The organism is Nocardioides anomalus, assembly GCF_011046535.1.
Lineage (GTDB): Bacteria > Actinomycetota > Actinomycetes > Propionibacteriales > Nocardioidaceae > Nocardioides > Nocardioides anomalus.
Genome location: NZ_CP049257.1, coordinates 1,224,540 through 1,248,900 on the forward strand (window position 1 = coordinate 1,224,540; position 24,361 = coordinate 1,248,900).

The window sequence follows — 24,361 nt, forward strand, 5'->3', positions numbered from 1 at the left end:
GGCGCAGGAGTAGGAAGAGGACATGCCCAACCCCCGGGTCAGGAAGATCGCGGACCGCATCCAGCAGATCGTCGCCGAGATGCTCGAACGGCGGATGAAGGACCCGCGGCTGGGGTTCGTGACGGTGACCGACGTCCGCGTCACCGGCGACACCCAGCACGCCACGGTCTTCTACACCGTGCTCGCCGGCGCCGTCGGCGGCGAGAGCGACGAGGCCGCGCTGGCCGCGACCGCGGCGGCGCTGGAGTCCGGCAAGGGGCTGATCCGCTCCGAGGTCGGCAAGCAGCTCGGCATGCGCCACGTGCCGACGCTGGAGTTCGTGGCCGACGCGCTGCCGGAGACGGCGCGCCACCTCGACGAGGTGCTGGCCAAGGCCCGCGCCCTGGACGAGGAGGTCGCGGCGCGCCGCGGCTCGGCGTACGCCGGCGAGGAGGACCCGTACAAGAAGCCGCGCGAGGCCGCCGATGAGGACGAGGACGACTCCGAAGCCGAGGATGACGACTGAGCCCGGTCTGGTCGTCGTCGACAAGCCGGGCGGGCTGACCTCGCACGACGTGGTCGCGCGCGTGCGGCGGCTGGCCGGCACCCGCAAGGTCGGCCACGCCGGCACCCTCGACCCGATGGCCACCGGTGTGCTTGTGCTCGGCGTGGACCGGGCCACCCGGTTGCTGGGCCACCTCATGCTCACCGACAAGGCCTACGACGCCACGGTGCGGCTCGGGGTGGCCACCACCACCGACGACGCCGAGGGCGAGGTCGTCGCCACCGCACCGACCGCCGGGCTGAGCGAGGAGGCCATCCGGGCGGCCCTCGCCCAGCAGACCGGCGACCTGCTGCAGGTGCCGACCGCCGTCTCGGCCATCAAGGTCGACGGCCAGCGCGCCTACGCGCGCGTCCGCGCCGGCGAGGACGTGGTCCTCGAGCCGCGACCGGTGACCGTGCGCGAGCTGGTCGTCCACGACGTGCGACTCGGGCCGGAGACGGTCGAGGCCGACGTCAGCCTGCGCTGCACGAGCGGGACCTACGTCCGGGCCATCGCCCGCGACGTGGGGTCCGCCCTGGGCGTCGGCGGGCACCTGACCGCGCTGCGCCGGACCGCCGTCGGCCCCTACGGGCTCGACGTGGCCCGCACCCTCGACGAGCTGGCCGACGACTTCGCGGTGCTGCCCATCGCGGCGGCCGCGCGGGCGGCGTTCCCGGCCGTCGACCTCGACGACGCCCAGGCCGGTGACGTCCGGGTCGGGCGGTCGCTCGACCTCGCCCTCGGCGGTCTGAGTGCGGTCTTCGCCCCCGGCGGGACCTTCCTCGCGCTCTACGAGCCGCGCGACGGGCGTGCCCGGCCGGTGGCCGTCTTCGTCTGAGCCTTAGGCTTCCCGACGTGGAGATCTGGCGCTCGCTCGCCGAGGTGCCGGCCGACCTGGGGCCGACCGCAGTGGTGATCGGCAACTTCGACGGCGTCCACCTCGGGCACCGTCGGGTGCTCGCGCGGGCGCGGCAGCTCGCCGACGAGCGCGGCCTGGCGGTCGTGGCGGTGACCTTCGACCCGCACCCGATGGCCGTGCTGCGCCCCGACCACGCGCCGACCCAGCTCACCACCATCCCGCGGCGGGCCGAGCTGCTGGCCGAGGCCGGTGCCGACCACGTGCTGGCCCTCCCCTTCGACGCCGACATGGCCTCCTGGGCGCCCGAGGAGTTCGCCCAGCGGGTGCTGGTCGACACCGTGCACGCCGCCGCGGTCGTGGTGGGCGCGAACTTCCGGTTCGGCAGCAAGGCGGCCGGTGACGTGGCCATGCTCACGGCGTACGGCCGCGACCACGGGTTCGGCGTCGAGGGCATCCCGCTCGACGGCGGCCCGATGGTGTGGTCCTCAACCTACATCCGCACGTGCCTGGCCGCCGGCGACGTGGCCGGCGCGGCCGAGGCCCTCGGGCACCCGTACGCCGTGCGCGGGATCGTCGTGCAGGGCGACCAGCGCGGCCGGGAGCTCGGCTACCCGACGGCCAACGTCCCGACCGACGGCCTGACCGCGGCACCGGCCGACGGGGTGTACGCCGGGTGGCTGCGCCGCCTCGACACCGGCGAGCGGTTCCCGGCGGCGATCTCGGTCGGCACCAACCCGACGTTCGACGGCGTGCGGGCGCGCCGGGTGGAGAGCTACGTGCTCGACCGCACCGACCTGGAGCTCTACGGCGTCGAGGTCGAGGTGGCCTTCGTCGACCGGCTGCGCGGCATGGTCGCCTTCGACTCCATCGACGCGCTGATCGTGCAGATGGCCGACGACGTCGAGCACGCCCGCGGCATCCTCGACGCGTAGGCGGACCTAGCGCAGCGCCGCGGCGACCAGCCCGGCCGCCTCCTGCTCGCTCGAGGCCGAGCGGAGCGCGGCGGCGTACTCCGGCCGGACCAGCGACTGGGCCAGCTTGGCGAGCAGCTGCAGGTGCACGTGGCCGCCGTCGGCGGGGGCGGCGATGAGGAAGACCAGGTCGGCCGGGCCGTCCTTGGCCCCGAAGTCGACGGGCGGACGCAGCCGGGCGAAGGCGACGGTCGGCTCGCTCACGGCGGCGGTGCGGCAGTGCGGGAGGGCGAGCCCGCCGCTGAGGCCGGTGGCGCCGGCGGCCTCGCGGGTGAGGGCGTCGGCCGCGACCCGATCGGGGTCGGTCGAGCGACCGGCGGTGCCGAGGCGGGCGGCCAGGGCCCGGACCACGGTCTGCTTGTCGGCGCCGAGGTCGGCGTCCAGGGTCACCAGCGCGCCGGTGACGACGCCCTGCTCGGGTGCGGGCGGTGGGACCGCCGGGGGCGGGGGAGCGGTGGGCTGGCCGTCCAGCGCCGCGCCGACCAGCCGGGCGGCCTCCTCCGCGCCGACCGCGGCCCGCAGCGCGTCGGTGAACGCCGGCCGCACCAGCGACTGGGCCAGCCGGGACAGCAGCTGCAGGTGGGCGTCGCCGCCGCCCTCGGGCGCGGCGATGAGGAAGACCAGGTCGGCGGGGCCGTCCTTGGCGCCGAAGTCGACCGGGTCGGCGAGTCGGGCGAAGACCAGGGCCGGCTCGGTGACGCCGGTGGTCCGGCAGTGCGGGATGGCCAGGCCGCCCTGGAGCCCGGTGGCCGAGGTGGCCTCGCGGGCCAGGGCGTCGGTGGCGACCCGGTCGGCGTCGGAGGCGCGCCCGGCCGCGGCCAGGTGGTCGGCCAGGGCGTGGATGACGGCGTCCTTGTCCGCCCCGAGGTCGGCGTCGAGCAGGACGAGCTCGGCTGTGGTCACGTCGGCCATGGCTCATCCTCTCAGGCGGACCGGGTCGGCCGGTCGGCCCGGCACCGTGCGGCTAGGGTGCGCGGGTGCCGGACCGGGACCAGACGCTGCACGCCACCGAGACCTGGTTCGAGCAGCACGGGCTGACCTACTTCGTGCCGGAGATGCGCGGCTCGGTCCGCGACGCGCTCCGGGTGCGCCGGACGCTGCCGGTGCTGCTGGCCGTGGTGCTGGTGAGCCTGGGCGGCGGGATCGCGCTCGCCTTCGTCTCCGACGAGGTCAGCGCCGCGCCGGCCACGCTGCTCTCGCTCGTCGGCCTGGGCGCGCTCGCCTACGGGCTGGTCCGGCTGCACGTCGGCCCGATCCTGCGCTGGGCGCTGGGCCGGACCTTCGGGTCGCTGTTCCGGCTGCTCCCGATGACCACCCGGGCCCTGCCGCTGCTGCTGCTGGCCATCACGTTCCTGTTCATCAACACCGAGGTCTGGCAGGTCGCCTCGTTCCTCACCGTCGGCCAGCTGTGGCTGGTGGTCGTGCTGTTCCTGTTCCTCGGCCTGGCCTTCCTGTTCGTGCGGCTGCCCGAGGAGGTGGACAAGGCCGACGACGACCTCGACGACGCGACCCTGCTCGAGGTCTGCGCCGGCACCCCGGTGGAGAGCGCGGCGCACGAGCTGGTGGACGACGACGGACCCGACCCGGCGTCGTACGCCGAGGTGCAGGGCTACGAGCGCTGGAACCTGGTCCTCGTCCTCGTGGTCATCCAGGGCGTGCAGGTGCTGCTGCTGACGCTGTCGGTGTTCGTGTTCCTGCTGGTCTTCGGCTCGCTGATCATGTCCGAGGGCGTGATGGTGTCGTGGCTGGACACCAGGGAGAGCGGGCTGACCGTCGACCTGGCCAAGGTCTCGGCGTTCCTCTCGGCCTTCTCGGGGCTCTACCTCACGGTGTCGACGGTGACCGACGAGACCTACCGCGAGCAGTTCTTCGGCGACGTGATGGACGAGCTGCGCCGGGCCGTCGGGGTGCGCGCGGTCTACCTGGCCCTGCGCGACCGGCCGGTCACAGGCGCAGGTAGGCCAGCACCGCCTGCACCCGCCGGTTGACCTCGAGGTCGACCGGGAGGTCGAGCTTGGCGAAGATCGAGTTGATGTGCTTGGCCACGGCCTTCTCGGTGACGTGCAGCGCCGCGCCGACGGCCACGTTGGACCTGCCCTCGGCCATGAGGGCCAGCACCTCGCGCTCGCGGTCGGTGAGCCGGTCCAGCGGCTCGTCGCGCCGGCGCGCCATCACCGTGGCCACCACCTCGGGGTCGAGCACGGTGCCGCCGTCGAGAACCCGTCGTACGCCGTCCACGAACTGCCGCACGTCGGAGACGCGGTCCTTGAGCAGGTAGCCGACCGCGCCCTCGCCGCTGGCCAGCAGCTCGCGGGCGTAGAGCTGCTCGACGTACTGCGAGAGGACCAGCACCGGGAAGCCGGGCCGGCGCTCGCGCACCGCGATCGCGGCGCGCAGACCCTCGTCGGTGAACGTCGGCGGCATCCGCACGTCGAGGACCGCGCCCTGCATCTCCGGGTCGGCCAGCGCCTCGTCGAGGGCGGGCGCGTTGTCGACCGCCCGGGCCACCTCGAAGCCGGAGCCCTCGAGCAGCTGGGTCAGGCCGGCGCGGAGGAGGGCGTTGTCCTCGGCGAGGACGAGTCGCTGAGGCGGCACGGGACCTCCAGGGTGACGATCGTGGGCCCACCGTCGGGGCTGGACACCGACATCGTGCCGTCGAAGGCGCCGAGGCGTCGCATCACGCCCCGCATGCCGGTCCCCGCGTCGACGTCGGCGCCGCCGCGGCCGTCGTCGCCGACCACCACGCGCAGCACCGCACCGTCGTGGCCGAGCTCGACCCACGACTGGGAGTGCGCGGCGTGCTTGGCCGAGTTGGCCAGGCACTCGGCGACCGCGAAGTAGACCGCCGACTCCACCGGCGCGGGCGGGCGCCCGGCCAGCGTGCCGACGACCTCCACCGGCACCGCCATGTCCAGGGCCAGCGCACGGATCGCCCCGTCCAGGCCGCGGTCGGCGAGCACGGGCGGGTGGATGCCCCGGACCACCGAGCGCAGGTCGGCGATCGCGGCCGACGTGGCCGCGCGGGCCTCGGAGACCGTGCGGCGCGCCGCGTCCGGGTCCTGCTCGAACAGCTCCTCGGCCATCCCCAGGCTCATCGACACCGCGACCAGCCGCGCCTGGGTCCCGTCGTGCAGGTCGCGCTCCAGGCGCCGCAGCTCGGCGGCGGAGTGGTCGACGGCGGCCTCGCGGCTGCGGGTCAGCGTCTCGACCCGGCGCTCGAGGGTCTCGGTGCTGCTCGGGCACAGGAAGAACCGGTCCACCAACGAGCGCATCCGCAGCAGCGGGTAGGAGCCGAACCACCAGAAGAACCCCGTCACCACCCCCCAGCAGCAGCACGACGACGAGCAGCGAGACCACCCAGCCCACGGTGACCGCCCAGAGCGTCCAGGCCAGGTCACGCCAGGTCATCGGGTCGAGCAGGAACGAGCGCAGCTGCACCAGCGGTCCGCCGGCCGGCGTGGGCCGGTACGGCGGCGGCAGGTCGACGCCCAGCACCCGAGCGGCGATCCGGCGCTGCCGGCCGGCCACCGCGCGCACGGTCGGCACCGCCGCCATCACCAGCAGCACGCCCACCCAGACCACGACGAGCAGGCCGCCGACCACGAACAGGACCAGCCCGACCAGCAGCGGCACGAGCCACGCGACCTGCTCCACGGCGTACGCCGTGAGCAGCAGCCGGCTCGGCGGGGTGCGGTCGTCCACGGCACCATCCTGGCCGACCTGCGCGCTGCGGACAGTGGTGCCAGCACCACCACGGGTGTCGACCCAGGACCCCTGACCGGGCGGCTCTGGACGCGAAGGCTGGAGCCATGACGAACCCGCTCTCCTCCCTCGCCCACCGCACGGCCCGCTGGTGCGCCCTCCACCCCTGGCGCGCGATCCTCGGCTGGGTCGCCTTCGTGGCCATCGCCGTCGGCCTGGCCACGATGGTGCCGACCCAGGACGCCACCGACGCCGACTACCGCATGGGGGAGTCCGGCCGCGCCGACGCCCTCGTGGCCCGCGCCGGCTTCGACGAGCCCGACACCGAGCAGGTGCTCATCACCGCCGCCCGGGGCGACCTCGACCAGGCCGCGGCCCAGCGGGCCGCAGCCGAGGTCGTCGCCGGCATGAACGCCCTGGACGGCGTCGAGGCCGTGGCCGATCCCCAGGTGAGCCCGGACGGCTCGGCGTACCTGGTCTCGGTGCAGCTCGCCCGCGACCAGTCCGACGTCGCCCCGCTGCAGGCCGTGACCGGGGACGTCGCCGCCGACTTCCCGCAGCTCTCGGTGCGCGAGTCCGGCGACGTCAGCCTGGACGGCGCCATCGGAGAGCGCGTCGGCGACGACCTCGGCTCGGCCGAGACCATCAGCCTGCCGCTCACCCTGATCCTGATGCTGCTGGCCTTCGGCGCGCTCATCGCCGCCGGCATCCCCGTCCTGCTCGCCGGCACCAGCGTGGCCGCCACCATCGGCCTGCTCGCGCCGCTGTCGCACCTGGTCCACGCCGAGGACACCGTCAGCAGCATGATCGTGCTCATCGGCATGGCCGTGGGCGTCGACTACTCGCTGTTCTACCTCAAGCGCGAGCGCGAGGAGCGGGCCAAGGGCCACACCACCCGGGACGCCGTCGAGATCGCCGCGCAGACCTCGGGTCACTCCATCCTGGTCTCCGGCTTCGCGGTGATCTGTTCGATGGCCGGCCTGTTCGTGGTCGGCGACACCACCTTCAACTCCCTCGCCGTCGGCGCCATCCTGGTCGTCGCGGTCGCCGTCCTCGGCTCCATCACCGTGCTCCCCGCGCTGCTCTCGAAGCTCGGCCGCTGGGTCGACCGCCCCCGGGTGCCGTTCCTCCACCGCGCCCTGGCCGGGACCAAGCGGGGGGCCGTTGCCGGCCGGGTCCTCGGTCCCGTCACCCGCCACCCCGCGGCCGCGCTGGCCCTCTCGCTGGTGGTCGTGGTCCTGCTCGCCGTGCCCGCCCTCGGCATGAAGACCCACGGCGCCAACCTCGAGACGCTGCCCTCCTCGGTCCCCGAGGCCAAGACCATGCAGGACCTCAGCCGGGCCTTCCCCTCCGAGGGCACCACCGCCGAGCTCGTGGTCCGGGCCCCGGCGTCGGAGCAGGCGCAGGTGGCCGCCGCCCTGGCCGACGTCGAGGCGACCGCACAGGGCTCGGCGCTGTTCCAGGCCTCGGGCACCCCGGTCGAGGTCTCACCCGACGGCACCACCTCGATCCTCATCCTGGCCATGCCCTTCGAGGAGTCCGACGCCCGCGTCGACGACGCCATCGAGAAGCTCCGCACGACGTACGCGCCCCGGGCCCTCGACGGCCTCGACGCCGAGTACGCCGTCGGCGGTGACGCCGCGGAGTCCTATGACTTCGTGCAGCGAGAGCAGTCGCGGCTGCCCTTCGTCATCGGCTTCGTGCTGCTGCTCACCCTGCTCGTCATGGGCGTCACCTTCCGCAGCGTCCCGATCGCGCTCATCTCGGCGGTGCTGAACCTGGCCTCCGTCGGCGTGGCCTTCGGCCTGATGACGCTGGTCTTCCAGCACGGCTGGCTCGAGGGCGCGCTGGACTTCAGCAGCCCCGGCTTCGTCATCGACTGGCTGCCGCTGTTCGTGCTCGTCGTGCTCGTGGGGCTGTCCATGGACTACCACGTGTTCGTGCTGAGCCGGATCCGCGAGCACGTCCAGCGCGGCCTGCCCACCCGCCTCGCCGTCCGCCAGGGCGTCGCCGACACCGCCGGTGTGGTCACGAGCGCCGCCGCGGTCATGGTGTCGGTGTTCAGCATCTTCGCGACGCTGTCGATGCTGGAGATGAAGATGATGGGGGTCGCGTTGTCCGGGGCGATCCTGCTGGACGCGACGCTCATCCGGTTGGTCATGCTGCCTGCGGTGCTGTGCCTGCTCGGGGACCGGGTGTGGTGGCCTTCGCGGCGGCCGGTTCCGCTGGGGGAGCGTGTCGACGAGCGGGAGTTCGAGTTGGTCTAGCTGGGTGCTGCGGCTCGTGGTGCGGGTCTTTGGTTCCGGCCGTCTGTGGGCTGACCTGGCCCCCGCCGGACCGCGACCCCCTCACCGAACGCAACCGACGCCGTGTTGCACGCGACTGCTCCCAGCCCCATTGCGTCCGGCATGCGTGCCCCACGCCGCGGATTCAGCGTTCGGCGAGGGGCTCGCGGTCCGGCGGTGGCCGGGTCAGACCATAGGTGGTCTGGTCTGGCGGCGGCACCGTCTCGTCTCCGCCTTCACGTGGGTGGGGTGGGGTGGCGGTGCGGGTTGCCGTGGCCGGGGCCGCCGAAAGCTTGTAACGCTCAGTTACGGGATCTCCCGACCCGTTGCAACGGGTCGGGAGATCCCGTAACTGAGCGTTACAAGCTCTCTGGGCCGTCGCGACGGGCGGAGCGGAGCCGGTCGGGGCCGGTGAGCGCGGGGCCTGTGCTCGGCGGTGGGAGGCGGCTCCGGGGAGAGCGGGTGGTCGGGAGCTAGGCGTCCAGGTCCTGCTCCACCATCGCCGCGATGGTGTCGACGTCCGCCTGCTCGTCGCCGGACACCTCGACGGTGTCGCCGTGCTTCGCGCCCAGGGTCATGATCATCAGCGAGGAGCTGGCGTCCACGCCGTTGATGGTCACCGTGCTGCCGAGGCCGCCGGCCGCCTCGGAGATGAGGGCGGCGGGGCGGGCGTGCAGGCCGACGGACGAGCCGACGGTGACGGACTTGCTGGGCATGGAGTCTCCTCTTGGGTTCAGTCGAGCCGGTGGACGTCGACGCGTTCGGGGTGCAGGTCGGCCGGGCCGGGGATGGTGGTGCCGGGGAGGCCGGCGGCGGCGGCGCCGTACGCCACCGCCAGGGCCAGGCGGTCGGGGGCGGCGAGGCCGCGCTGCTCGGCCAGCAGGTAGCCGAAGAGCGTGCAGTCGCCGGCGCCCACGGTGCTGACGACGGTGGTGGGCGGCGGGAGGGCGTGCCAGGCGCCGTCCGCGTCGACCAGGACGGCGCCGTGGCCGCCGAGGGTGGCCAGGACGGTGCCGACGCCGCGGTCGACCAGGAGGCGGGCGGCCTTGGCGGTGACGCCGGGGTCGGCCTCGAGCTGGGCCGGGTCGGTGCCGGTGACGGAGGCCAGCTCCTCGGCGTTCGGCTTGAGCAGATCGGGGGCGACGTCCGGGAGGCGGTCGACCAGCTCGGCCAGCGGGCCCTCGCTGGTGTCGACGGCGATCCGGCTGACGCGGCGCAGGCGGGGGACCAGGTCGGCGTAGAAGCTCTGCGGGGCGCCCGGCGGCAGCGAGCCGGCCAGCACGGTCCAGGCGGCGCCGGCGGCGCTGGTGACCAGGGCGGCGGCCAGGTCGTCGAGGTGCTCGGCGTCCACCTTGGCGCCGGGGCCGTTGAGCTTGGTCGTCGTGCCGTCCGGTTCGGTGAGCGTGAGGTTGACCCGGATGTCGCCCGCGGGCCGGGAGGTGCGGCAGTCGATGCCGGCGACCTCGAGCTCGTGGACGAACGGGTCGTCGGGTACGGCGGGCAGCACCGCCACGGTGGGCAGCCCGGCGCTGTGCGCGGCCCGGGAGATGTTCACGCCCTTGCCGCCGGCCTGGGAGGTCGTGGCCTGCACGCGGACGACGGCACCGCGCTCGAGGGGACCGGGCAGGGCGACGGTGCGGTCGAAGCTCGGGTTCGCGGTGAGCGTGACGATCGGGCCGCTCATGCGGTGAGGACCTCCACGCCGGCGGCCTCGAAGGCCTTGAGGTCCGCGGGCTCGATCCCGGAGTCGGTGACCAGCACGTCGACGTCCTCGAGCTCGGCGAAGCGCACCGTGCGCTCCTGGCCGACCTTGGAGGCGTCGGTGAGTGCGACGACGCGCTGCGCGCTGGCCACGATCGCGCTCTTGGTCGCGGCCTCCTCCGGGTCCGGCGTCGAGAGGCCGTGGCGCACCGAGATCCCGTTGGTGCCCACGAAGGCGAGGTCGGCGCGCAGGTGCCGCACCGCCTCGACCGTGGCGTGGCCGACCGCGGCCTGGGTCGCCGTGCGCACGCGCCCGGGCAGCAGGTGCACCTCGACGTGGGGGAGCGGGGCGAGCAGGGCGGCGATGGGGACGGCGTGCGTGATGACCGTCCACTGCTCGGTCGGCGGCAGCTGCCCGGCGAGCCGGATCGTGGTGCTGCCGGCGTCGAGCAGCAGCGTGCACCCGCCCTCGGGCAGCAGCGTCGCCGCGGCGCGCGCGATCCGCTCCTTCTCGCCGGCCTGGGCCTGGTCGCGGTCGGAGAGCTGGGCCTCGAGCATCGTCACCGAGCGCATCGAGACGGCCCCGCCGTGCACCCGCCGCAGCAGCTTGAGCCGCTCCAGCTGCGAGAGGTCGCGGCGCACGGTCTCGGTGGTCACGTCGAAGTGTGACGCCAGCTCGGTCACGGCGACCCGGCCCCGGCTGGCGACCAGCTCGGCGATGGCCTGGTGCCGTTCCTCGGCGTACATTGCGCTCCTGCCCCGGACCTCGACGACCCGATCTTTGAGTATGTTGTTTTAGTCCCGAATGTGTTGACTGTCAAGGATCGAGTGGTCTTGGATGTGGCCATGGTCACTGACTCCTCCCCGTCCGTCCTGCGCGGCACGCCGGTGGTCCCCGGCCTCGCGTTCGGCCCCGTCGTGCTCGTGGCCCAGGAGGTCTCGTCCGCGGCGATCGAGGCGTACGGCGACGGGCCCGGCGACAGCGAGGCCGCGATGGCGGCCTACGACGAGGCGGCCGCGGCCGTGGCCGAGGGGTTCAGCGCCAAGGCCGCGCGGGCCAGCGGTGCGGCCACCGAGGTGCTCACCGCCAGCGCCGGCCTGACCCGCGACAAGGGCCTGCGCCAGGCCGTGGCCCAGCGCGTCGACGGCGGGACGTCACTGCTCGACGCGGTGCACGCCGGCGTGGCCCAGTTCGTCGACGTCTTCACCGCGATGGGCGGGCTCATGGCCGAGCGCGCCACCGACCTGCGCGACATCGAGCGCCGCCTGGTCGCCCGCCTGGTCGGGGAGCCCGAGCCCGGCGTCACCACGCCAGGGGAGCCCTCGGTGCTGGTGGCCCACGACCTCGCGCCCGCCGACACCGCAGGGCTCGACCCCGCGGTCGTGCTCGCCCTGGTCACCGAGAAGGGCGGCGCGACCAGCCACACCGCGATCATCGCGCGCCAGCTCGGCATCCCCTGCGTGGTCGGGGTCGCCGATGCCCTCACCCTGTCCGGCTCGGTGCTGGTCGACGGCACCGCGGGGACCGTCGACCCCACCGCCGACCCCTCCGCGGCCGCCGACCTGGTGGCCCGGGACCGCGAGTCCCGGGCGGCCCTCGACTCCTGGACCGGCCCGGCGACCACCACCGACGGCGTGCACGTGAAGCTGCTGGCCAACGTGGCCGACGGCCCCTCGGCCCGCACCGCCAGCGAGGCGCCCGTCGAGGGTGTCGGCCTGTTCCGCACCGAGCTCTGCTTCCTGGACCGCCGCGACGAGCCGTCGGTGGACGAGCAGGCCAAGATCTACGGCGAGGTGCTGGACGCGTTCACCGGCGAGGACCGCTACGTCGTCGTGCGCACCCTCGACGCCGGCTCGGACAAGCCGATCGCCTTCGCCACCCTCGAGGACGAGGAGAACCCGGCGCTCGGCGTACGCGGTCTCCGGCTGGCCGTGCACAACCCCGGCCTGCTGCAGCGCCAGCTCGACGGCATCGCCGCCGCCGCGCAGGCCACCGGCGCCGAGACCTGGGTGATGGCCCCCATGGTCGCCACCGTCGCCGAGGCCGGCGACTTCGCCGCGGCCGTGCGCGAGCGCGGCCTCAAGGCCGGGATCATGGTCGAGGTCCCCTCGGCCGCGCTGCTGGCCGACCGGATGCTCGAGGTCGTCGACTTCCTCTCCATCGGCACCAACGACCTCACGCAGTACGCCATGGCCGCCGACCGCCTGGCCTCCGACCTGGCCCACCTCACCGACCCCTGGCAGCCCGCCGTGCTCCAGCTCATCGCCACCACGGCTGCCGCCGGCCAGCGCGCCGACAAGCCCGTCGGCGTCTGCGGCGAGGCCGCCGCGGACCCGCTGCTCGCGGTCGCGCTGGTGGGCATGGGCATCACCTCGCTGTCCATGGCCCCGGCCGCCGTGCGTGCCGTCGGCGCCCAGCTCTCCGCGGTCTCGACCGAGACGTGCCGCAAGGCCGCCGAGGCGGCGCTGGCTGCGGCGGACCCGATGGCCGGGCGGGACGCCGTGCGGGCGCTGCTGGGCTAGGGCCTCGCTGGTCGAGGTCTGTGGTTGCGTCCGTGCGGCAACCCGACCTGCCATCGTTTTCACGCCCGGACAGACTGTCAAGCCTGGGTGCCTTCGTTCGGCTCTCGTAGGCGGGTTGACAGCCTGCCCGGGCGCAAAAGCGAGCCAGGATCGGGTTGCCGCCCGGAGTGTGGCTGTCCTCGGCTCCGGAGCCGATCACCTCGGAGCAGTCGCCCGCCGCAGGACCGCAGCGGTCGAACAGGGCCGGCGTCGTCCCGATGCCCAGCCGTCTTTCAGCGCTGGACCGGGGCGGTCAAGGACGAAAATCTCTCGGGCCGGAGGCCCCGCTCTTTCGCCGCTTGCGGCGCCGCAGGCGTCCTTGACGGCCCCGGCGCGGCGTCACACGCTGGTGGCTTCGGAAGGACGCCGCCCCACGCAACCAGAGGGCCCCACCAGGTGGACCGCCCGGGTGGCTCAGGGCTCGACCGTCACCTTGATCGCCTCGCCGTTCTTGACGATCTGGAAGGCCTCGAGCACGTTCTCCAGCGGCACGTGGCGGGTGATGAGGTCCTTGACCGGGACCTGGCCGGTGGAGATGTACTCCAGCGCGCGCTTGTTGTGCTCGGGGGCGCTGCCGTTGGCGCCGTGGATGTGCAGCTGGCGGTAGTGCACCAGGTTGCTGTCGCACTTGATGAACGGGTCGGTCTTGGGCAGGCCGCCGAAGAAGCTGATCCGCCCGTTGCGCGCGGCCATGCTGATGGCCTGCTCCTGGGTGATGTTGGCGGCGGTGGCGGTGATGATGACGTCGGCGCCGCGGCCGCCGGTGAGCTCCATGACGCGCTCGACGACGTCGACCTGGGAGCCGTCGATGGTCTCCTCGGGCTGGACGGCCTCGGCCGACATCTTGAGGCGCTCGGCGTTGACGTCGACGAGGTAGACCGGGCCGGCCTGGTGCACGCCGCGGGCGATGCGGATGTGCATGCAGCCGATGGGGCCGGCGCCGAAGACGACGACGGTGTCGCCGGGCTCGATGCCGAGCAGCTCCTGGGCGTTGATGGCGCAGGCGAAGGGCTCGGCGGCGCTGGCCTCGTCGTAGCCGACGTTGTCGGGGATCTTGTTGAGGCCGTCGACCTTGAGGACCTGCTTCGGGACGATCATGTACTCCGCGAAGCCGCCGTCGTACTGGTAGCCGACCGAGGTCTGGTTCTGGCAGACCGCCATCCAGCCCTTCTTGCACTCGTAGCACTCACCGCACGGCACGGCCGCGATCACCTGGGCGCGGTCCCCGACCTGCCAGTCCGAGCCGTACGTCGTGTTGACGTCCGCGCCGACCTCGACGACCTCGCCGGCGATCTCGTGACCGATGGTGCGCGGCGGCGTGAGGTTCTGGTGGCCGTTGTAGAAGATCTTGACGTCGGTGCCGCAGGTCGAGCAGTTCTTCACCCGCAGCTTGACCTCGTCGGGGCCGCAGGTGGGCTCCTCGACGTCCTCGAGTCGGACATCCTCCGGCGCGTAGAAGCGCAGTGCCTTCATGGGCCTGACGCTAGTAGGGCAGCGAAGAAAAGACCACATCAACGGGCAGGAAATTCTGCCCGGATGCTTGGCAACGTGCCCGATTGTGTGCAGACTTCCCTGCACACGGTCGTGACGGGCGTCACGCGCCGCCGAACGAGAGGGAAACAGATGGCCTCCACCGCCACAACCGCGGCCCCGCGCGGCGGGACCCGCGTGCGGGTGCAGCAGTTCGGCACCTTCCTGTCCAACATGGTCCTGCCGAACATCGGCGCCTTCATCGCCTGGGGCCTGATCACCGCCCTGTTCATCCAGACCGGGTGGATCACGCTCATCGGCGACAAGATCTTCGGCTACGCGCCGGGGCTCGACGCCGGCCAGTACGACTACGGCTTCGTCTCCCAGCTCGGCGGCTGGGACGCCGACGGCGGCGGCATCGTCGGGCCGATGATCACCTACCTGCTGCCGATCCTCATCGGCTACACCGGCGGCCGGATGGCCTACGGCGGGGACGCGATCCGCGGCGGCGTGGTCGGCGCGATCGCCACCATGGGTGCGGTCACCGGCGCGGACGTCCCGATGTTCCTGGGCGCCATGGTGATGGGCCCCCTCGGCGGCTGGTCGATGCGCAAGCTCGACGCCCTGTGGGACGGCAAGATCCGGCCCGGCTTCGAGATGCTGGTCAACAACTTCTCCGCGGGCATCTGGGGCATGATCCTGGCGATCGCCGGCTTCGCGGTGGCCGGTCCGTTCGTGGAGCAGTTCTCCAAGGGCGCCGGGCACGCCGTCGACTGGCTGGTCGGCCACAACCTGATGCCGCTCGCGTCGATCTTCGTCGAGCCGGCCAAGGTGCTCTTCCTCAACAACGCCATCAACCACGGCGTCTTCACCCCGCTCGGCCTCGACGAGGCGTCGCGACAGGGCCACTCGCTGTTGTTCCTGGTCGAGGCCAACCCCGGCCCCGGCCTGGGCCTGCTGCTCGCCTTCATGGTCTTCGGTCGCGGCGCCGCCAAGTCCTCGGCCCCGGGCGCGATCCTCATCCAGTTCATCGGCGGCATCCACGAGATCTACTTCCCGTACGTGCTGATGAAGCCCAAGCTGATCGCGGCGGTGATCCTCGGCGGCATGACCGGCGTCGCCGTCAACCAGGCCTTCGATTCCGGCCTGCGCAGCCCGGCCTCACCGGGCTCGATCATCGCGGTGTGGCTCGCCGCGCCCGCCAGCAGCTTCGTCGGGGTCACGCTGTCGGTGATCCTGGCCGCCGCGGTGAGCTTCGCGGTGGCGGGCTTCCTGCTCAAGCTGGAGAAGGGCAGCGACGAGGGCGACCTCGCCGCCGCCACCGCGCAGATGGAGGCCAACAAGGGCAAGAAGTCCTCGGTCGCCGGCATGCTGACCGGCGCCGGCCACACCGGCGCGATCCGCTCGATCGTCTTCGCCTGCGACGCCGGCATGGGCTCCAGCGCCATGGGTGCCTCGGTCCTGCGCAAGAAGATCCAGGACGCCGGCCACCCCGAGGTCACCGTCGTCAACAAGGCGATCTCCAGCCTGGGTGACGACTACGACCTCGTGGTGACCCACCAGGACCTCACCGACCGGGCGCGCCAGAAGACCCCGTCGGCGATCCAGGTGTCGGTGGACAACTTCATGGCCAGCCCGCGCTACGACGAGATCGTCGAGCTGGTCGAGCAGTCGTCCAACGGTGGCGGCGCGACGGCGGCCGCCGCGGCGGCTCCGACGGGCGGCGGCGACGTGCTGGCCCCGGAGTCGGTGGTCCTCGGCGGTACGGCGACCAGCCGGGACGCCGCGATCGACGAGGCCGGCAACCTGCTGGTCAGGGCGGGCGCGGTCGACTCGCGCTACGTCGACGCGATGCACGAGCGGGAGCGCTCGGTGTCCACGGCGATGGGCAACAGCCTGGCCATCCCGCACGGCACCAACGAGGCCAAGGAGCTGATCCGGCGCACCGGCATCTCCTTCGTCCGCTACGACCAGCCGATCGACTGGAACGGCAAGCCGACCGAGTTCGTCATCGGCATCGCCGGTGCGGGCGACGACCACCTGGCGCTGCTGTCGCGGATCGCGGAGACCTTCACCGACGCCGACGCCGTGGCCCGCCTGCGGGCGGCCGGCTCGGCCGACGAGGTCCTCGCCGTCCTGAACGGCGTGAAGGTCTGAGCGCCGTCCACTGAGCGCGGTCCGGCCGGTCTGGCCCCACGGGGGGTGTCAGACCGGCCGGACCGTCACGGGGACGCCGTTCAGCGCGGCGTTCCCGCTGACGTCCAGCAGGCCCGGGTCGGTCAGGTCGTTGATCGAGACCCCCGGCACGCCGGACGCGTGCCGCAACCGCGTCCCGCCCACCTGGTGGCCGTAGCCGTGCGGGAGCGAGACCACCCCGCGCATCACGTCGTCCACCGCGCTCACCTCGACGTCGACCTGCCCGACGCGTGAGCGGACCCGCACCACCGCGCCGTCCTCGAGCCCCCTCTCGGCGAGGTCGTCGGGGTGCATGAGCAGGTGGTGCCGCGCCCGGCCGCGGGTCAGGCGCGTGGTGTTGTGCAGCCAGGAGTTGTTGTCACGCAGGTGGCGCCGGCCGATGAGCAGCAGCTCACCGTCGGCCAGCTCCGGAGCGGACCGCTCGACCCGCGCGAGGTCCGCCACGACCAGCGGCGGCGTGAGGTCGATGCGGTGGTCGTCGGTCTGCAGCCGCCCGGGCACGCTCGGCCGGAGCGGGCCGAGGTCGACGCCCTCGGGGTGCTCGCGCAGCTCGGCCATCGTCGTCCGCCCGCCCGCGTCGAGGAGCATCTCGATGAGCGCCGCCGGCTCCGCGCCGACGGCCCGGCCGCCGAGCCGCTCGGCCAGCGCGTCGAAGATCTCCCAGTCGTGGCGCGCGTCGTCGGGCCGCTCGAAGACCGCGGGCGTGAAGCGCGCGGTGTTGCGGACCGCGAAGCCGTGGAAGACCACGTCGTACTGGTCGCGCTCCAGCGCCGTGGTCGGCGGGAGGATCACGTCGGCGTGCCGCGTCGTCTCGTTGAGGTAGATGTCGACGGCGACCACGAAGTCCAGCCCGTCGAGCGCGTCGGCCAGCGCTCGGCCGTTCGGGGTGGAGAGGACCGGGTTGCCCGCGACGGTCACCAGGGCGCGGATCCGGCCCTCGCCCGGCGTCGTCATCTCCTCGAGCATCGTCGCCGTCGGCAGCTCGCCCGCGAACTCCGGCACCCCGCGCACCCGGCTGCGCCACACGTCGTGGTGGCCGGGCCCGACCACGCGGGTGCCGACCACGTCGACCGCGGGCTCGGGGAACAGCACGCCGCCCTCGCGGTCGAAGTTCCCGGTCAGCAGGTTGAGCAGGTTCACCGCCCACTGGCAGACCGTCCCGAAGCCCTGCGTCGACAGCCCCATCCGGCCGTACGCCGCCGCGCGGTCCGCGGCCGCGAAGTCGCGGGTGAGCGCGCGGATGGTGTCGGCCGGCAGCCCGCTGGCCGCCTCGGCCCGCTCCGGGGTGAAGCCGGCCACCAGGTCGCGCACCTCGTCCACGTGGTCGACGTACGCCGGGGGAGTGGTCAGCCCGTCGGCGAACAGCACGTGCAGCATGGCCAGCAGCACGAAGGCGTCCGAGCCGGGCCGGACGAAGTGGTGCTCGTTCGCCACCTTCGCGGTCTCGGTGCGCCGCGGGTCGAGCACGACCATCCGGCCGCCGCGCGCCTTGAGCTCGCGCACCCGGTTCGGGAAGTCCGGGGCGGTCATCAGCGAGCCGTTGGAGGCCATCGGGTTGGCCCCCATGACCAGGAAGAAGTCGGTGCGGTCGACGTCGGGCACCGGCAGCAGCAGCTGGTGGCCGAAGAGCTGCCAGGCCACGAACTGGTGCGGGACCTGGTCGACGGTCGAGGCGCTGAAGCGGCTGTGCGTGCGCAGCGCCTTGACGAACGGGACGCCGTGGGTCTGGAAGCCCAGCGAGTGCGCGTTGGGGTTGCCGAGGTAGACACCGACCGCGTCCCGGCCGTGCTCGTCGGCGACCGCCCGCAGCCGCTCGGCCACCAGGCCGAAGGCCTCGTCCCAGTCGATCTCGACCCAGTCGTCGCCGTCGCGGCGCACCGGCCGGCGCAGCCGGTCGGGGTCGGCGTGCACGTCGGCCAGTGCGACGCCCTTGGGGCAGACGTAGCCGCGCGAGAGCGGGTCGGCCGGGTTGCCGCGGATGCCGGTGACGGCCCCGTCCTCGATCGTGAGCTCGAGGCCGCAGATCGCCTCGCACAGGTTGCAGACGCCGATCCGCTTCTCCACGCCTCGAACCTAGTGCGGGATCAGTCCGGCAGCGAGCCCGGCGGCTTGCAGATCACGGTGTCCGACGGCGTGTAGGTCGTGTGCATCTTCTCGGTCCGCTCGAGCTCGGCGGAGCCGGCCCGGCGCCAGTAGCGCCACACGTCGATGTCGAAGCCGCCGTAGCCGGTGTTGGGGTAGCAGTCCGGAGTGTCCAGGGTCCGGGTCGCCGGCGAGGTCAGCTTGTAGCTGTCACCCGTCTTGGTCGTGATGTCCCAGTACTTCGTGGAGAACATCCGCACCGTCACCACGCCCTGCGACGACGGCGTGCTGGGGGTGAGGTGAGCGTGGACGAGCACGCCGTACGGCGTGTCGTTGCGGAACCTCAGGTCGACCGTCGGCCAGGCGACCGTCGCCTCCCGGCCGACGGGGTAGCGGTCGATGTAGAAGGAGTGCGGCTTGTGCTCGACGTCGGTCATGCCGGCGAAGAAGGCCGCGTTGAACGTCGTCGTGGCCATCTGCGAGACCCCGCCGCCGAGGTCCTCCTTGAAGATGCCGTTGCTGATGATGAAGCCGTCGGTGAAGCCGTTCTCCGCGGTCCGCTCGCCGACCGTCCCGTTGAGGGAGAAGGTCTCGCCCGGCTTGACGACGGTGCCGTCGACCAGCTCGGCGGCGCGACCGATGTTGGTGTTGCGGTACTCCGCGTAGGGGAAGTAGGTCGTGAACTGCGAGACCTGCTCGGTGATCTGCAGCGCCTCGGCGTCCTCGGTGGTGAAGGCCGGCTCCACGACCTCGGCCGGGACCTCGAGCTCGCGCTCGCCCTCGGGCGCGGTCACCAGGTCCAGGAACGCCTCGTCGACCACGTCCTGGTCGAAGCTGACGCCCGGCTTGCCCGGCACGACCCGGGGCTTGCCGGCCACCAGCCGGACCTCGGCGTCGACCGGCGGCTGCCCGTCCTTGGCCACCAGCCCGGACAGCTGCCGGGCCAGCACGCCCGAGCGCAGCGTCGGCACCAGTTCACCGTCCTCGGGCACCAGTCGCAGGGCCCGCACGAACTGGCGTGGCTCCAGGGTCACCGCGGACGCGTCGAAGCGCAGCGTCACCGGACCCGACAGCGCGGGCTCCGCGAACTCCTCGCGCGCCTGCCTCACGTCGCCCGCGTCGATGGCCGGCTGCTCCTCGCTGGTCTCCAGCTCCGCCCGGCCGCCGTCGACGTACGCCGCGACCAGGGCGTCCGCCGCGGCGTCCCGGTCCAGCGCCGTCCCCGGCTCCGGGTCGCGCACCCTGACCCCCTTGCGGGTCAGCCGCACCACGCCGTCCACCGGCTCGTCGGCCACCCGCTCGTCGAGCTCGTCCAGCAGGCCGTCCAGCGCGTCGTCGTCCACGGCCACCACGGGCTCGAGGTCGTCACCGCCGGTGAACCGGTCCCACAGCGTCGTCGGCGACCACCGCGCGCCGCCGGCCACCTGGTCCACCGACGCCTCCGCGTCCAGGCGCAGCCCGGCGTCGGCGGGGGAGACCTCGCGCTCGGTGCCGCCCACGGCGACCTCGAGGCCGGGCCGGTCGGCGTACGCCTCGGCCAGGCGCTGCTCGGCCGCGGACCGCGACAGCCCGCCCACGGCGACGCCCCCGATCGACGTGCCGCGCGGCAGGTCGTCGCCCGCGACCAGCACCGCCACGACGTACGCCGCGCCGGCGGCGGCCAGCCCCAGGCCGCTCAGCTTGACCCACCGGTGCACGACGACCAACCTACGGGCTCTTCAACTCTACTGACTTACTCGTCTATCATCACCGGATGCCGAAGCCGCTCCTGACCCGCCGCTCCCTCGTCACCTCCGCCGCCGCCGGGGGGCGCTCGTCGCGGGCGGTGGGTGGGGCGCCCTGCTCGACCCGGCCCGGGCGGCGTACCCGGCGATCCTCAAGCCGACGCCGGCCGATCAGTTCACCGACTTCGGCACCAACGCCGAGATGCGCTGGGCCACGGTGAACCCGCGCAAGTACCTCACCCCGCAGCCTCGGCTGTTCGTGCGCAACCACACCTCGACGCCGGTCATCGACAAAAGCGCGTGGCGGCTGAGGGTGTTCGGCGACGGGCTGGCCACCCCGCGACCGGCCACCGACCCGCTGACGCTCAGCTTCCGCGACCTGCGCCGGCTCCCGCACACCCGGGTGCTGAGCGTGCACGAGTGCACCGGCAACGGCCGCAGCTTCTTCGCCAGCCAGCAGGGCACCCCGGCGGCCGGCACCGCCTGGACCCTCGGCGCGGTCGGGAGCGTGGTCTGGGAGGGCGTGCGGCTGCGCGACCTGCTCAAGGAGGTCGGGCTCGGCGACGACGCCGTCTCCATCCAGGCGACCGGCCTGGACCCGAGCTACGTCTCCGGCGGCGTCGACTACGGCCCGGTGCGCCGGCCGTTCCCGGTGAGCAAGGCCCTGCGCGACGCGGTGCTGGCGTGGAGCGCGAACGACGAGGAGCTGCTGCCCGACCACGGCTACCCGCTGCGGCTGGTGCTGCCCGGCTGGGTCGGCATCGGCTCCATCAAGTGGCTCGGCTCGCTGGAGGTGTCGAACACCCAGCTGACCTCGCCGTGGAACACCAAGTGGTACCGCATGACCGGGCCGACGTACTCCACGACCGAGCCGCCGCTCACGGTCAACCCCGTCCGCTCCGCCTGGGAGCTCGCCTCGGGCGCCACCCTGCGCGCCGGTCGCCGCCACACCCTCACCGGTCGCGCCTGGAGCGGCGCCGCGCCGATCAAGAAGGTCAACGTGAGCCTCGACGGTGGGCAGAGCTGGCAGCGCGCCGACCTGCGCGACGAGGACGGCCGCGGCGCCGGCGTGGCCACCGTGCGCGGCCACGGCTGGACGCGCTTCTCGGTCGAGTGGGACCGGCCCGCGGCCGGCTCCTACCAGCTGCTGGCCCGCGCCACCGACACCGACGGGCGCACCCAGCCCCTGGCCTCGCCGTTCAACGACCAGGGATACTTCTTCGACGCCGTGGTCCGGCACCCGGTGACGGTGGCCTGAGCGACCGTGGCCCGACCGCACGCCGAGCCCTCGCCGCCCGGCTCAGGATTGGGCCCGCCCCCAGCCCGCTGCTAGCCTTGCCCGGTTGCCCGTCGTGGGCGACCAGCACCTGCTGAACCGCCGTGCAACGGCCGCGGATCCAGAGTGCCCGGGTGGACAGGCCCCGGCGCGCCGCGCAGACGAGAACCGAGAGGGAGCCCGCATGTCAGTCGGAACCGACGCGGAGACCAAGAAGAAGATCATCGCCGAGTACGCCACGACCGAGGGCGACACCGGTTCGCCGGAGGTGCAGATCGCGCTGCTCAGCCACCGGATCAGCCACCTCACCGAGCACCTCAAGGAGCACAAGCACGACCACCACAGCCGTCGTGGTCTGCTGCTGCTCGTCGGCCAGCGCCGGCGGCTCCTCAACTACCTGAACAAGACCGAGATCGAGCGCTACCGCTCGATCATCGAGCGTCTCGGCCTGCGCCGCTGACTCACCGGAGCCCCCGCCCGCGCGGGGGCTCCGCTACATTTCACAACAGAACACCGATCAGCAACCACAGGAGCGACCCGCCGTTCTGGCCCGGTCCTCGGTAGTGGCTCTCAGAACCGCTGTCCCCGGACAGACCGACGCTCTGCGGGCCTCGATCGAAGACCGGCCTCTCTTGATGCGGGACGCTGCGGATCGCTCCGCGACAGAGAAGGCAAAAACCTCTTGAGTGACAACTCCACCGAACCCGTGATCTCCGCCGTCGAGACCACCCTCGACAACGGCCAGTACGGCCAGCGCACGGTCAAGTTCGAGACCGGGCTGCTGGCCCGGCAGGCCGCCGGCGCCGTGACCGCCTACCTCGACGACGACACGATGCTGCTGTCGGCGACCACCGCGGGCAAGACGCCCAAGGACCAGTTCGACTTCTTCCCGCTCACCATCGACGTCGAGGAGCGGATGTACGCCGCGGGCAAGATCCCCGGCTCCTTCTTCCGCTCCGAGGGCCGCCCGGGCGAGGACGCGATCCTCACCTGCCGCCTCATCGACCGCCCGCTGCGCCCGACCTTCAAGAAGGGCCTGCGCAACGAGGTCCAGGTCGTCATCACCGTGCTGGCACTCAACCCCGACCAGCCCTACGACGTGCTGGCCATCAACGCCGCGTCGATGTCCACCCAGCTCTCCGGCCTGCCGTTCTCCGGCCCGGTCGGCGGCGTCCGCGTGGCACTGATCGAGGGCACCTGGGTGTGCTTCCCGACCCACAGCCAGCTCGAGGACGCCGTCTTCGACATGGTGGTGGCCGGTCGCGTCACCGAGACCGGTGACGTCGCGATCATGATGGTCGAGGCCGAGGCGCCCGAGCACGCGATGACCCTCATCGAGGGCGGCGTCCAGGCGCCGACCGAGGAGGTCGTGGCCCAGGGCCTCGACGCCGCCAAGCCGTTCATCAAGCAGCTCTGCGACGCGCAGAGCGAGCTGGCCAAGCAGGCCGCCAAGCCGGTCCAGGACTTCCCGGTCTTCCTCGACTACGAGGACGACGTCTTCGCCGCCGTCGAGTCGGCCGTCCGCTCCGACCTCGCCGCCGCGATGGGGATCGCCGACAAGACCGAGCGCAACGACCGCACCGACGAGCTCAAGGCGCGGACGCTGGACCAGCTCGGCCCGCAGTTCGAGGGTCGCGAGAAGGAGATCGGTGCGGCGTTCCGCTCGGTCAACAAGTCGCTGGTCCGCGAGAGCATCCTGCGCGACAAGGTCCGCATCGACGGCCGTGGCCTGGCCGACATCCGGCCGCTGCACGCCGAGGTCGGCGTGATCCCGCGGGTGCACGGCTCGGCGCTGTTCGAGCGCGGTGAGACCCAGATCCTGGGCGTCACCACCCTCGACATGCTCAAGATGGAGCAGCAGCTCGACACGCTGTCGCCCGAGAAGCACCGCCGCTACATGCACAAGTACGTCTTCCCGCCGTTCTCCACCGGTGAGACCGGCCGCGTGGGCTCGCCCAAGCGTCGCGAGGTCGGCCACGGTGCGCTCGCGCGCCGCGCGCTGCTGCCGGTGCTGCCGAGCCGCGAGGAGTTCCCGTACGCCATCCGCCAGCTGTCGGAGGCCATGGGCTCCAACGGCTCGACCTCGATGGGCTCGGTCTGCGCCTCGACGCTGTCGCTGCTCCAGGCCGGTGTGCCCCTCAAGGCGCCGGTCGCCGGCATCGCGATGGGCCTGGTCTCCGGTGAGATCGACGGCTCGACGCAGTACGTCGCGCTGACCGACATCCTCGGTGCCGAGGACGCGTTCGGCGACATGGACTTCAAGGTCGCCGGCACCCGCCAGTTCGTCACCGCGCTCCAGCTCGACACCAAGCTCGACGGCATCCCCGCCGAGGTGCTCGGGCAGGCGCTGCAGCAGGCGCGCGACGCCCGCATGACGATCCTCGACGTGATGGCCGAGGCCATCGACGAGCCGGAGGAGATGTCGCCGACCGCGCCGCGGATCATCAGCATCAACATCCCGGTGGACAAGATCGGCGAGGTGATCGGGCCCAAGGGCAAGGTCATCAACCAGATCCAGGACGACACCGGCGCCTCGATCTCGATCGAGGACGACGGCACGATCTACATCGGCGCGACCAGCGGCGACCAGGCCGAGGCGGCCCGTTCGGCCATCAACGCGATCGCCAACCCGACGATGCCCGAGGTCGGCGAGCGCTACCTCGGCACCGTCGTGAAGACGACCAACTTCGGTGCCTTCGTCTCGCTGCTCCCGGGCAAGGACGGCCTGCTGCACATCAGCAAGCTGCGTCCGCTGGCCGGCGGCAAGCGGGTCGAGAACGTCGAGGACGTCGTCTCGGTCGGTCAGAAGATCCAGGTCCAGATCGCCGAGATCGACGACCGCGGCAAGCTGTCGCTGACCCCGGTCGTCGAGGACGAGGGCTCCGAGGCTGGCTCGGACTCCTCCGACGCCGCGGCGGAGACCGAGCAGGTCGAGGCCTGACCACGGCCGCTCGTACGCCGGACCTGGGGCGCGGGACCACCCGCACCCTGCAGACGGAGAAGGACGGCG

The 24,361-nt window shown here is 72.8% G+C and carries 19 protein-coding genes and 1 pseudogene; 10 read left to right on the forward strand and 10 right to left on the reverse strand.

The genetic code is table 11. From position 1 onward, the window contains the following. Window positions 1-22 precede the first annotated feature (22 nt). Genes rbfA through G5V58_RS06305 form a run of 3 tightly spaced genes read left to right on the forward strand, consistent with a single transcriptional unit; the run spans window position 23 to window position 2,314 of the window. Complete coding sequence (gene rbfA, locus G5V58_RS06295) at window positions 23-505, forward strand: 30S ribosome-binding factor RbfA (RefSeq protein ID WP_165229942.1); 483 nt, start codon at window positions 23-25, stop codon at window positions 503-505. Next, complete coding sequence (gene truB / locus G5V58_RS06300; protein WP_165229945.1) at window positions 495-1,361, forward strand: tRNA pseudouridine(55) synthase TruB; 867 nt, start codon at window positions 495-497, stop codon at window positions 1,359-1,361. Before rbfA ends, truB begins: the two co-directional genes overlap by 11 nt. A gap of 17 nt (window positions 1,362-1,378) precedes the next feature. Beyond that, window positions 1,379-2,314 carry a bifunctional riboflavin kinase/FAD synthetase gene (locus G5V58_RS06305; protein ID WP_165229948.1) on the forward strand — a complete coding sequence of 312 codons (936 nt, stop codon included), beginning with the start codon at window positions 1,379-1,381 and terminating at the stop codon, window positions 2,312-2,314. Between the two features lie 6 nt (window positions 2,315-2,320). Here G5V58_RS06305 and G5V58_RS25865 read toward each other — a convergent pair whose 3' ends face one another. Continuing rightward, window positions 2,321-3,265 carry a PTS sugar transporter subunit IIA gene (locus tag G5V58_RS25865; protein ID WP_230487128.1) on the reverse strand — a complete coding sequence of 315 codons (945 nt, stop codon included), beginning with the start codon at window positions 3,263-3,265 and terminating at the stop codon, window positions 2,321-2,323. Window positions 3,266-3,330: 65 nt separating this feature from the next. Here G5V58_RS25865 and G5V58_RS06320 point away from each other — a divergent pair, with 65 nt between their 5' ends. Next, complete coding sequence (locus G5V58_RS06320; protein WP_165229951.1) at window positions 3,331-4,341, forward strand: hypothetical protein; 1,011 nt, start codon at window positions 3,331-3,333, stop codon at window positions 4,339-4,341. Here the strand turns inward: G5V58_RS06320 and G5V58_RS25870 are convergent. From G5V58_RS25870 to G5V58_RS26680, 3 genes and pseudogenes are all read right to left on the reverse strand, one after another. Then, window positions 4,298-4,948 (reverse strand): response regulator, encoded by a 651-nt coding sequence (locus tag G5V58_RS25870; protein ID WP_230487129.1) that lies wholly within the window; start codon window positions 4,946-4,948, stop codon window positions 4,298-4,300. The two genes, G5V58_RS06320 and G5V58_RS25870, sit on opposite strands and share 44 nt — an antisense overlap. Further along, complete coding sequence (locus G5V58_RS25875) at window positions 4,891-5,625, reverse strand: sensor histidine kinase (protein WP_407939745.1); 735 nt, start codon at window positions 5,623-5,625, stop codon at window positions 4,891-4,893. The genes G5V58_RS25870 and G5V58_RS25875 overlap by 58 nt, the downstream gene beginning before the upstream one ends. 40 nt (window positions 5,626-5,665) lie before the next feature. Next, window positions 5,666-6,055, reverse strand: a pseudogene (locus G5V58_RS26680) (sensor domain-containing protein); the annotation flags it as partial. Window positions 6,056-6,162: 107 nt separating this feature from the next. On the opposite strand from G5V58_RS26680, the gene G5V58_RS06330 reads away from it, so the two are divergent. Then, window positions 6,163-8,322 carry an MMPL family transporter gene (locus G5V58_RS06330; protein ID WP_165229954.1) on the forward strand — a complete coding sequence of 720 codons (2,160 nt, stop codon included), beginning with the start codon at window positions 6,163-6,165 and terminating at the stop codon, window positions 8,320-8,322. A gap of 491 nt (window positions 8,323-8,813) precedes the next feature. On the opposite strand, the gene G5V58_RS06335 is transcribed toward G5V58_RS06330, so the two are convergent. Genes G5V58_RS06335 through G5V58_RS06345 form a run of 3 tightly spaced genes read right to left on the reverse strand, consistent with a single transcriptional unit; the run spans window position 8,814 to window position 10,788 of the window. Continuing rightward, on the reverse strand, window positions 8,814-9,056 hold the full coding sequence (locus tag G5V58_RS06335) for an HPr family phosphocarrier protein (protein WP_165229957.1): 243 nt from the start codon (window positions 9,054-9,056) through the stop codon (window positions 8,814-8,816). 17 nt (window positions 9,057-9,073) lie between these two features. Continuing rightward, window positions 9,074-10,024 carry a 1-phosphofructokinase family hexose kinase gene (locus G5V58_RS06340; protein WP_165229960.1) on the reverse strand — a complete coding sequence of 317 codons (951 nt, stop codon included), beginning with the start codon at window positions 10,022-10,024 and terminating at the stop codon, window positions 9,074-9,076. Then, window positions 10,021-10,788 carry a DeoR/GlpR family DNA-binding transcription regulator gene (locus G5V58_RS06345; protein WP_165229963.1) on the reverse strand — a complete coding sequence of 256 codons (768 nt, stop codon included), beginning with the start codon at window positions 10,786-10,788 and terminating at the stop codon, window positions 10,021-10,023. The genes G5V58_RS06340 and G5V58_RS06345 overlap by 4 nt, the downstream gene beginning before the upstream one ends. Window positions 10,789-10,887: 99 nt before the next feature. On the opposite strand from G5V58_RS06345, the gene ptsP reads away from it, so the two are divergent. Continuing rightward, window positions 10,888-12,564, forward strand: a complete 1,677-nt coding sequence (gene ptsP / locus G5V58_RS06350; protein ID WP_165229966.1) for a phosphoenolpyruvate--protein phosphotransferase — start codon at window positions 10,888-10,890, stop codon at window positions 12,562-12,564. Window positions 12,565-13,017: 453 nt separating this feature from the next. Here ptsP and G5V58_RS06355 read toward each other — a convergent pair whose 3' ends face one another. Further along, a complete protein-coding gene (locus G5V58_RS06355; protein ID WP_165229969.1) occupies window positions 13,018-14,076 on the reverse strand; it encodes a zinc-dependent dehydrogenase in 1,059 nt (352 codons plus the stop codon). A 150-nt stretch (window positions 14,077-14,226) separates the two neighbouring features. On the opposite strand from G5V58_RS06355, the gene G5V58_RS06360 reads away from it, so the two are divergent. Continuing rightward, window positions 14,227-16,230: a PTS mannitol transporter subunit IICBA gene (locus G5V58_RS06360; RefSeq protein WP_165229971.1), complete on the forward strand. Its 2,004-nt coding sequence runs from the start codon at window positions 14,227-14,229 to the stop codon at window positions 16,228-16,230. Window positions 16,231-16,278: 48 nt separating this feature from the next. Here G5V58_RS06360 and G5V58_RS06365 read toward each other — a convergent pair whose 3' ends face one another. Both G5V58_RS06365 and G5V58_RS06370 read right to left on the reverse strand, forming a co-directional pair. Continuing rightward, window positions 16,279-18,333: a molybdopterin-dependent oxidoreductase gene (locus G5V58_RS06365; RefSeq protein WP_165229974.1), complete on the reverse strand. Its 2,055-nt coding sequence runs from the start codon at window positions 18,331-18,333 to the stop codon at window positions 16,279-16,281. A 20-nt stretch (window positions 18,334-18,353) separates the two neighbouring features. Next, window positions 18,354-20,048 (reverse strand): VanW family protein, encoded by a 1,695-nt coding sequence (locus G5V58_RS06370; RefSeq protein WP_165229977.1) that lies wholly within the window; start codon window positions 20,046-20,048, stop codon window positions 18,354-18,356. 229 nt (window positions 20,049-20,277) lie between these two features. Between G5V58_RS06370 and G5V58_RS06375 the strand changes: the two genes are divergently transcribed. From G5V58_RS06375 to G5V58_RS06385, 3 genes are all read left to right on the forward strand, one after another. Next, window positions 20,278-21,333 carry a molybdopterin-dependent oxidoreductase gene (locus tag G5V58_RS06375; protein ID WP_165229980.1) on the forward strand — a complete coding sequence of 352 codons (1,056 nt, stop codon included), beginning with the start codon at window positions 20,278-20,280 and terminating at the stop codon, window positions 21,331-21,333. 202 nt (window positions 21,334-21,535) lie between these two features. Beyond that, window positions 21,536-21,811: a 30S ribosomal protein S15 gene (gene rpsO / locus G5V58_RS06380; RefSeq protein WP_165229983.1), complete on the forward strand. Its 276-nt coding sequence runs from the start codon at window positions 21,536-21,538 to the stop codon at window positions 21,809-21,811. Between the two features lie 246 nt (window positions 21,812-22,057). Then, on the forward strand, window positions 22,058-24,292 hold the full coding sequence (locus G5V58_RS06385; protein ID WP_165229986.1) for a polyribonucleotide nucleotidyltransferase: 2,235 nt from the start codon (window positions 22,058-22,060) through the stop codon (window positions 24,290-24,292). Window positions 24,293-24,361: the final 69 nt, after the last annotated feature.

Bases quoted from the DNA above. Each gene is read 5' to 3' on its own strand.
- rbfA (WP_165229942.1), top strand. From the start codon at position 23: ATGCCCAACCCCCGGGTCAGGAAGATCGCGGACCGCATCCAGCAGATC.
- truB (WP_165229945.1), top strand. From the start codon at position 495: ATGACGACTGAGCCCGGTCTGGTCGTCGTCGACAAGCCGGGCGGGCTG.
- G5V58_RS25865 (WP_230487128.1), bottom strand. From the start codon at position 3,265: ATGGCCGACGTGACCACAGCCGAGCTCGTCCTGCTCGACGCCGACCTC.
- G5V58_RS25875 (WP_407939745.1), bottom strand. From the start codon at position 5,625: ATGCGCTCGTTGGTGGACCGGTTCTTCCTGTGCCCGAGCAGCACCGAG.
- G5V58_RS06330 (WP_165229954.1), top strand. From the start codon at position 6,163: ATGACGAACCCGCTCTCCTCCCTCGCCCACCGCACGGCCCGCTGGTGC.
- G5V58_RS06335 (WP_165229957.1), bottom strand. From the start codon at position 9,056: ATGCCCAGCAAGTCCGTCACCGTCGGCTCGTCCGTCGGCCTGCACGCC.
- G5V58_RS06340 (WP_165229960.1), bottom strand. From the start codon at position 10,024: ATGAGCGGCCCGATCGTCACGCTCACCGCGAACCCGAGCTTCGACCGC.
- G5V58_RS06345 (WP_165229963.1), bottom strand. From the start codon at position 10,788: ATGTACGCCGAGGAACGGCACCAGGCCATCGCCGAGCTGGTCGCCAGC.
- ptsP (WP_165229966.1), top strand. From the start codon at position 10,888: ATGGTCACTGACTCCTCCCCGTCCGTCCTGCGCGGCACGCCGGTGGTC.
- G5V58_RS06355 (WP_165229969.1), bottom strand. From the start codon at position 14,076: ATGAAGGCACTGCGCTTCTACGCGCCGGAGGATGTCCGACTCGAGGAC.
- G5V58_RS06360 (WP_165229971.1), top strand. From the start codon at position 14,227: ATGGCCTCCACCGCCACAACCGCGGCCCCGCGCGGCGGGACCCGCGTG.
- G5V58_RS06375 (WP_165229980.1), top strand. From the start codon at position 20,278: ATGCGCTGGGCCACGGTGAACCCGCGCAAGTACCTCACCCCGCAGCCT.
- rpsO (WP_165229983.1), top strand. From the start codon at position 21,536: ATGTCAGTCGGAACCGACGCGGAGACCAAGAAGAAGATCATCGCCGAG.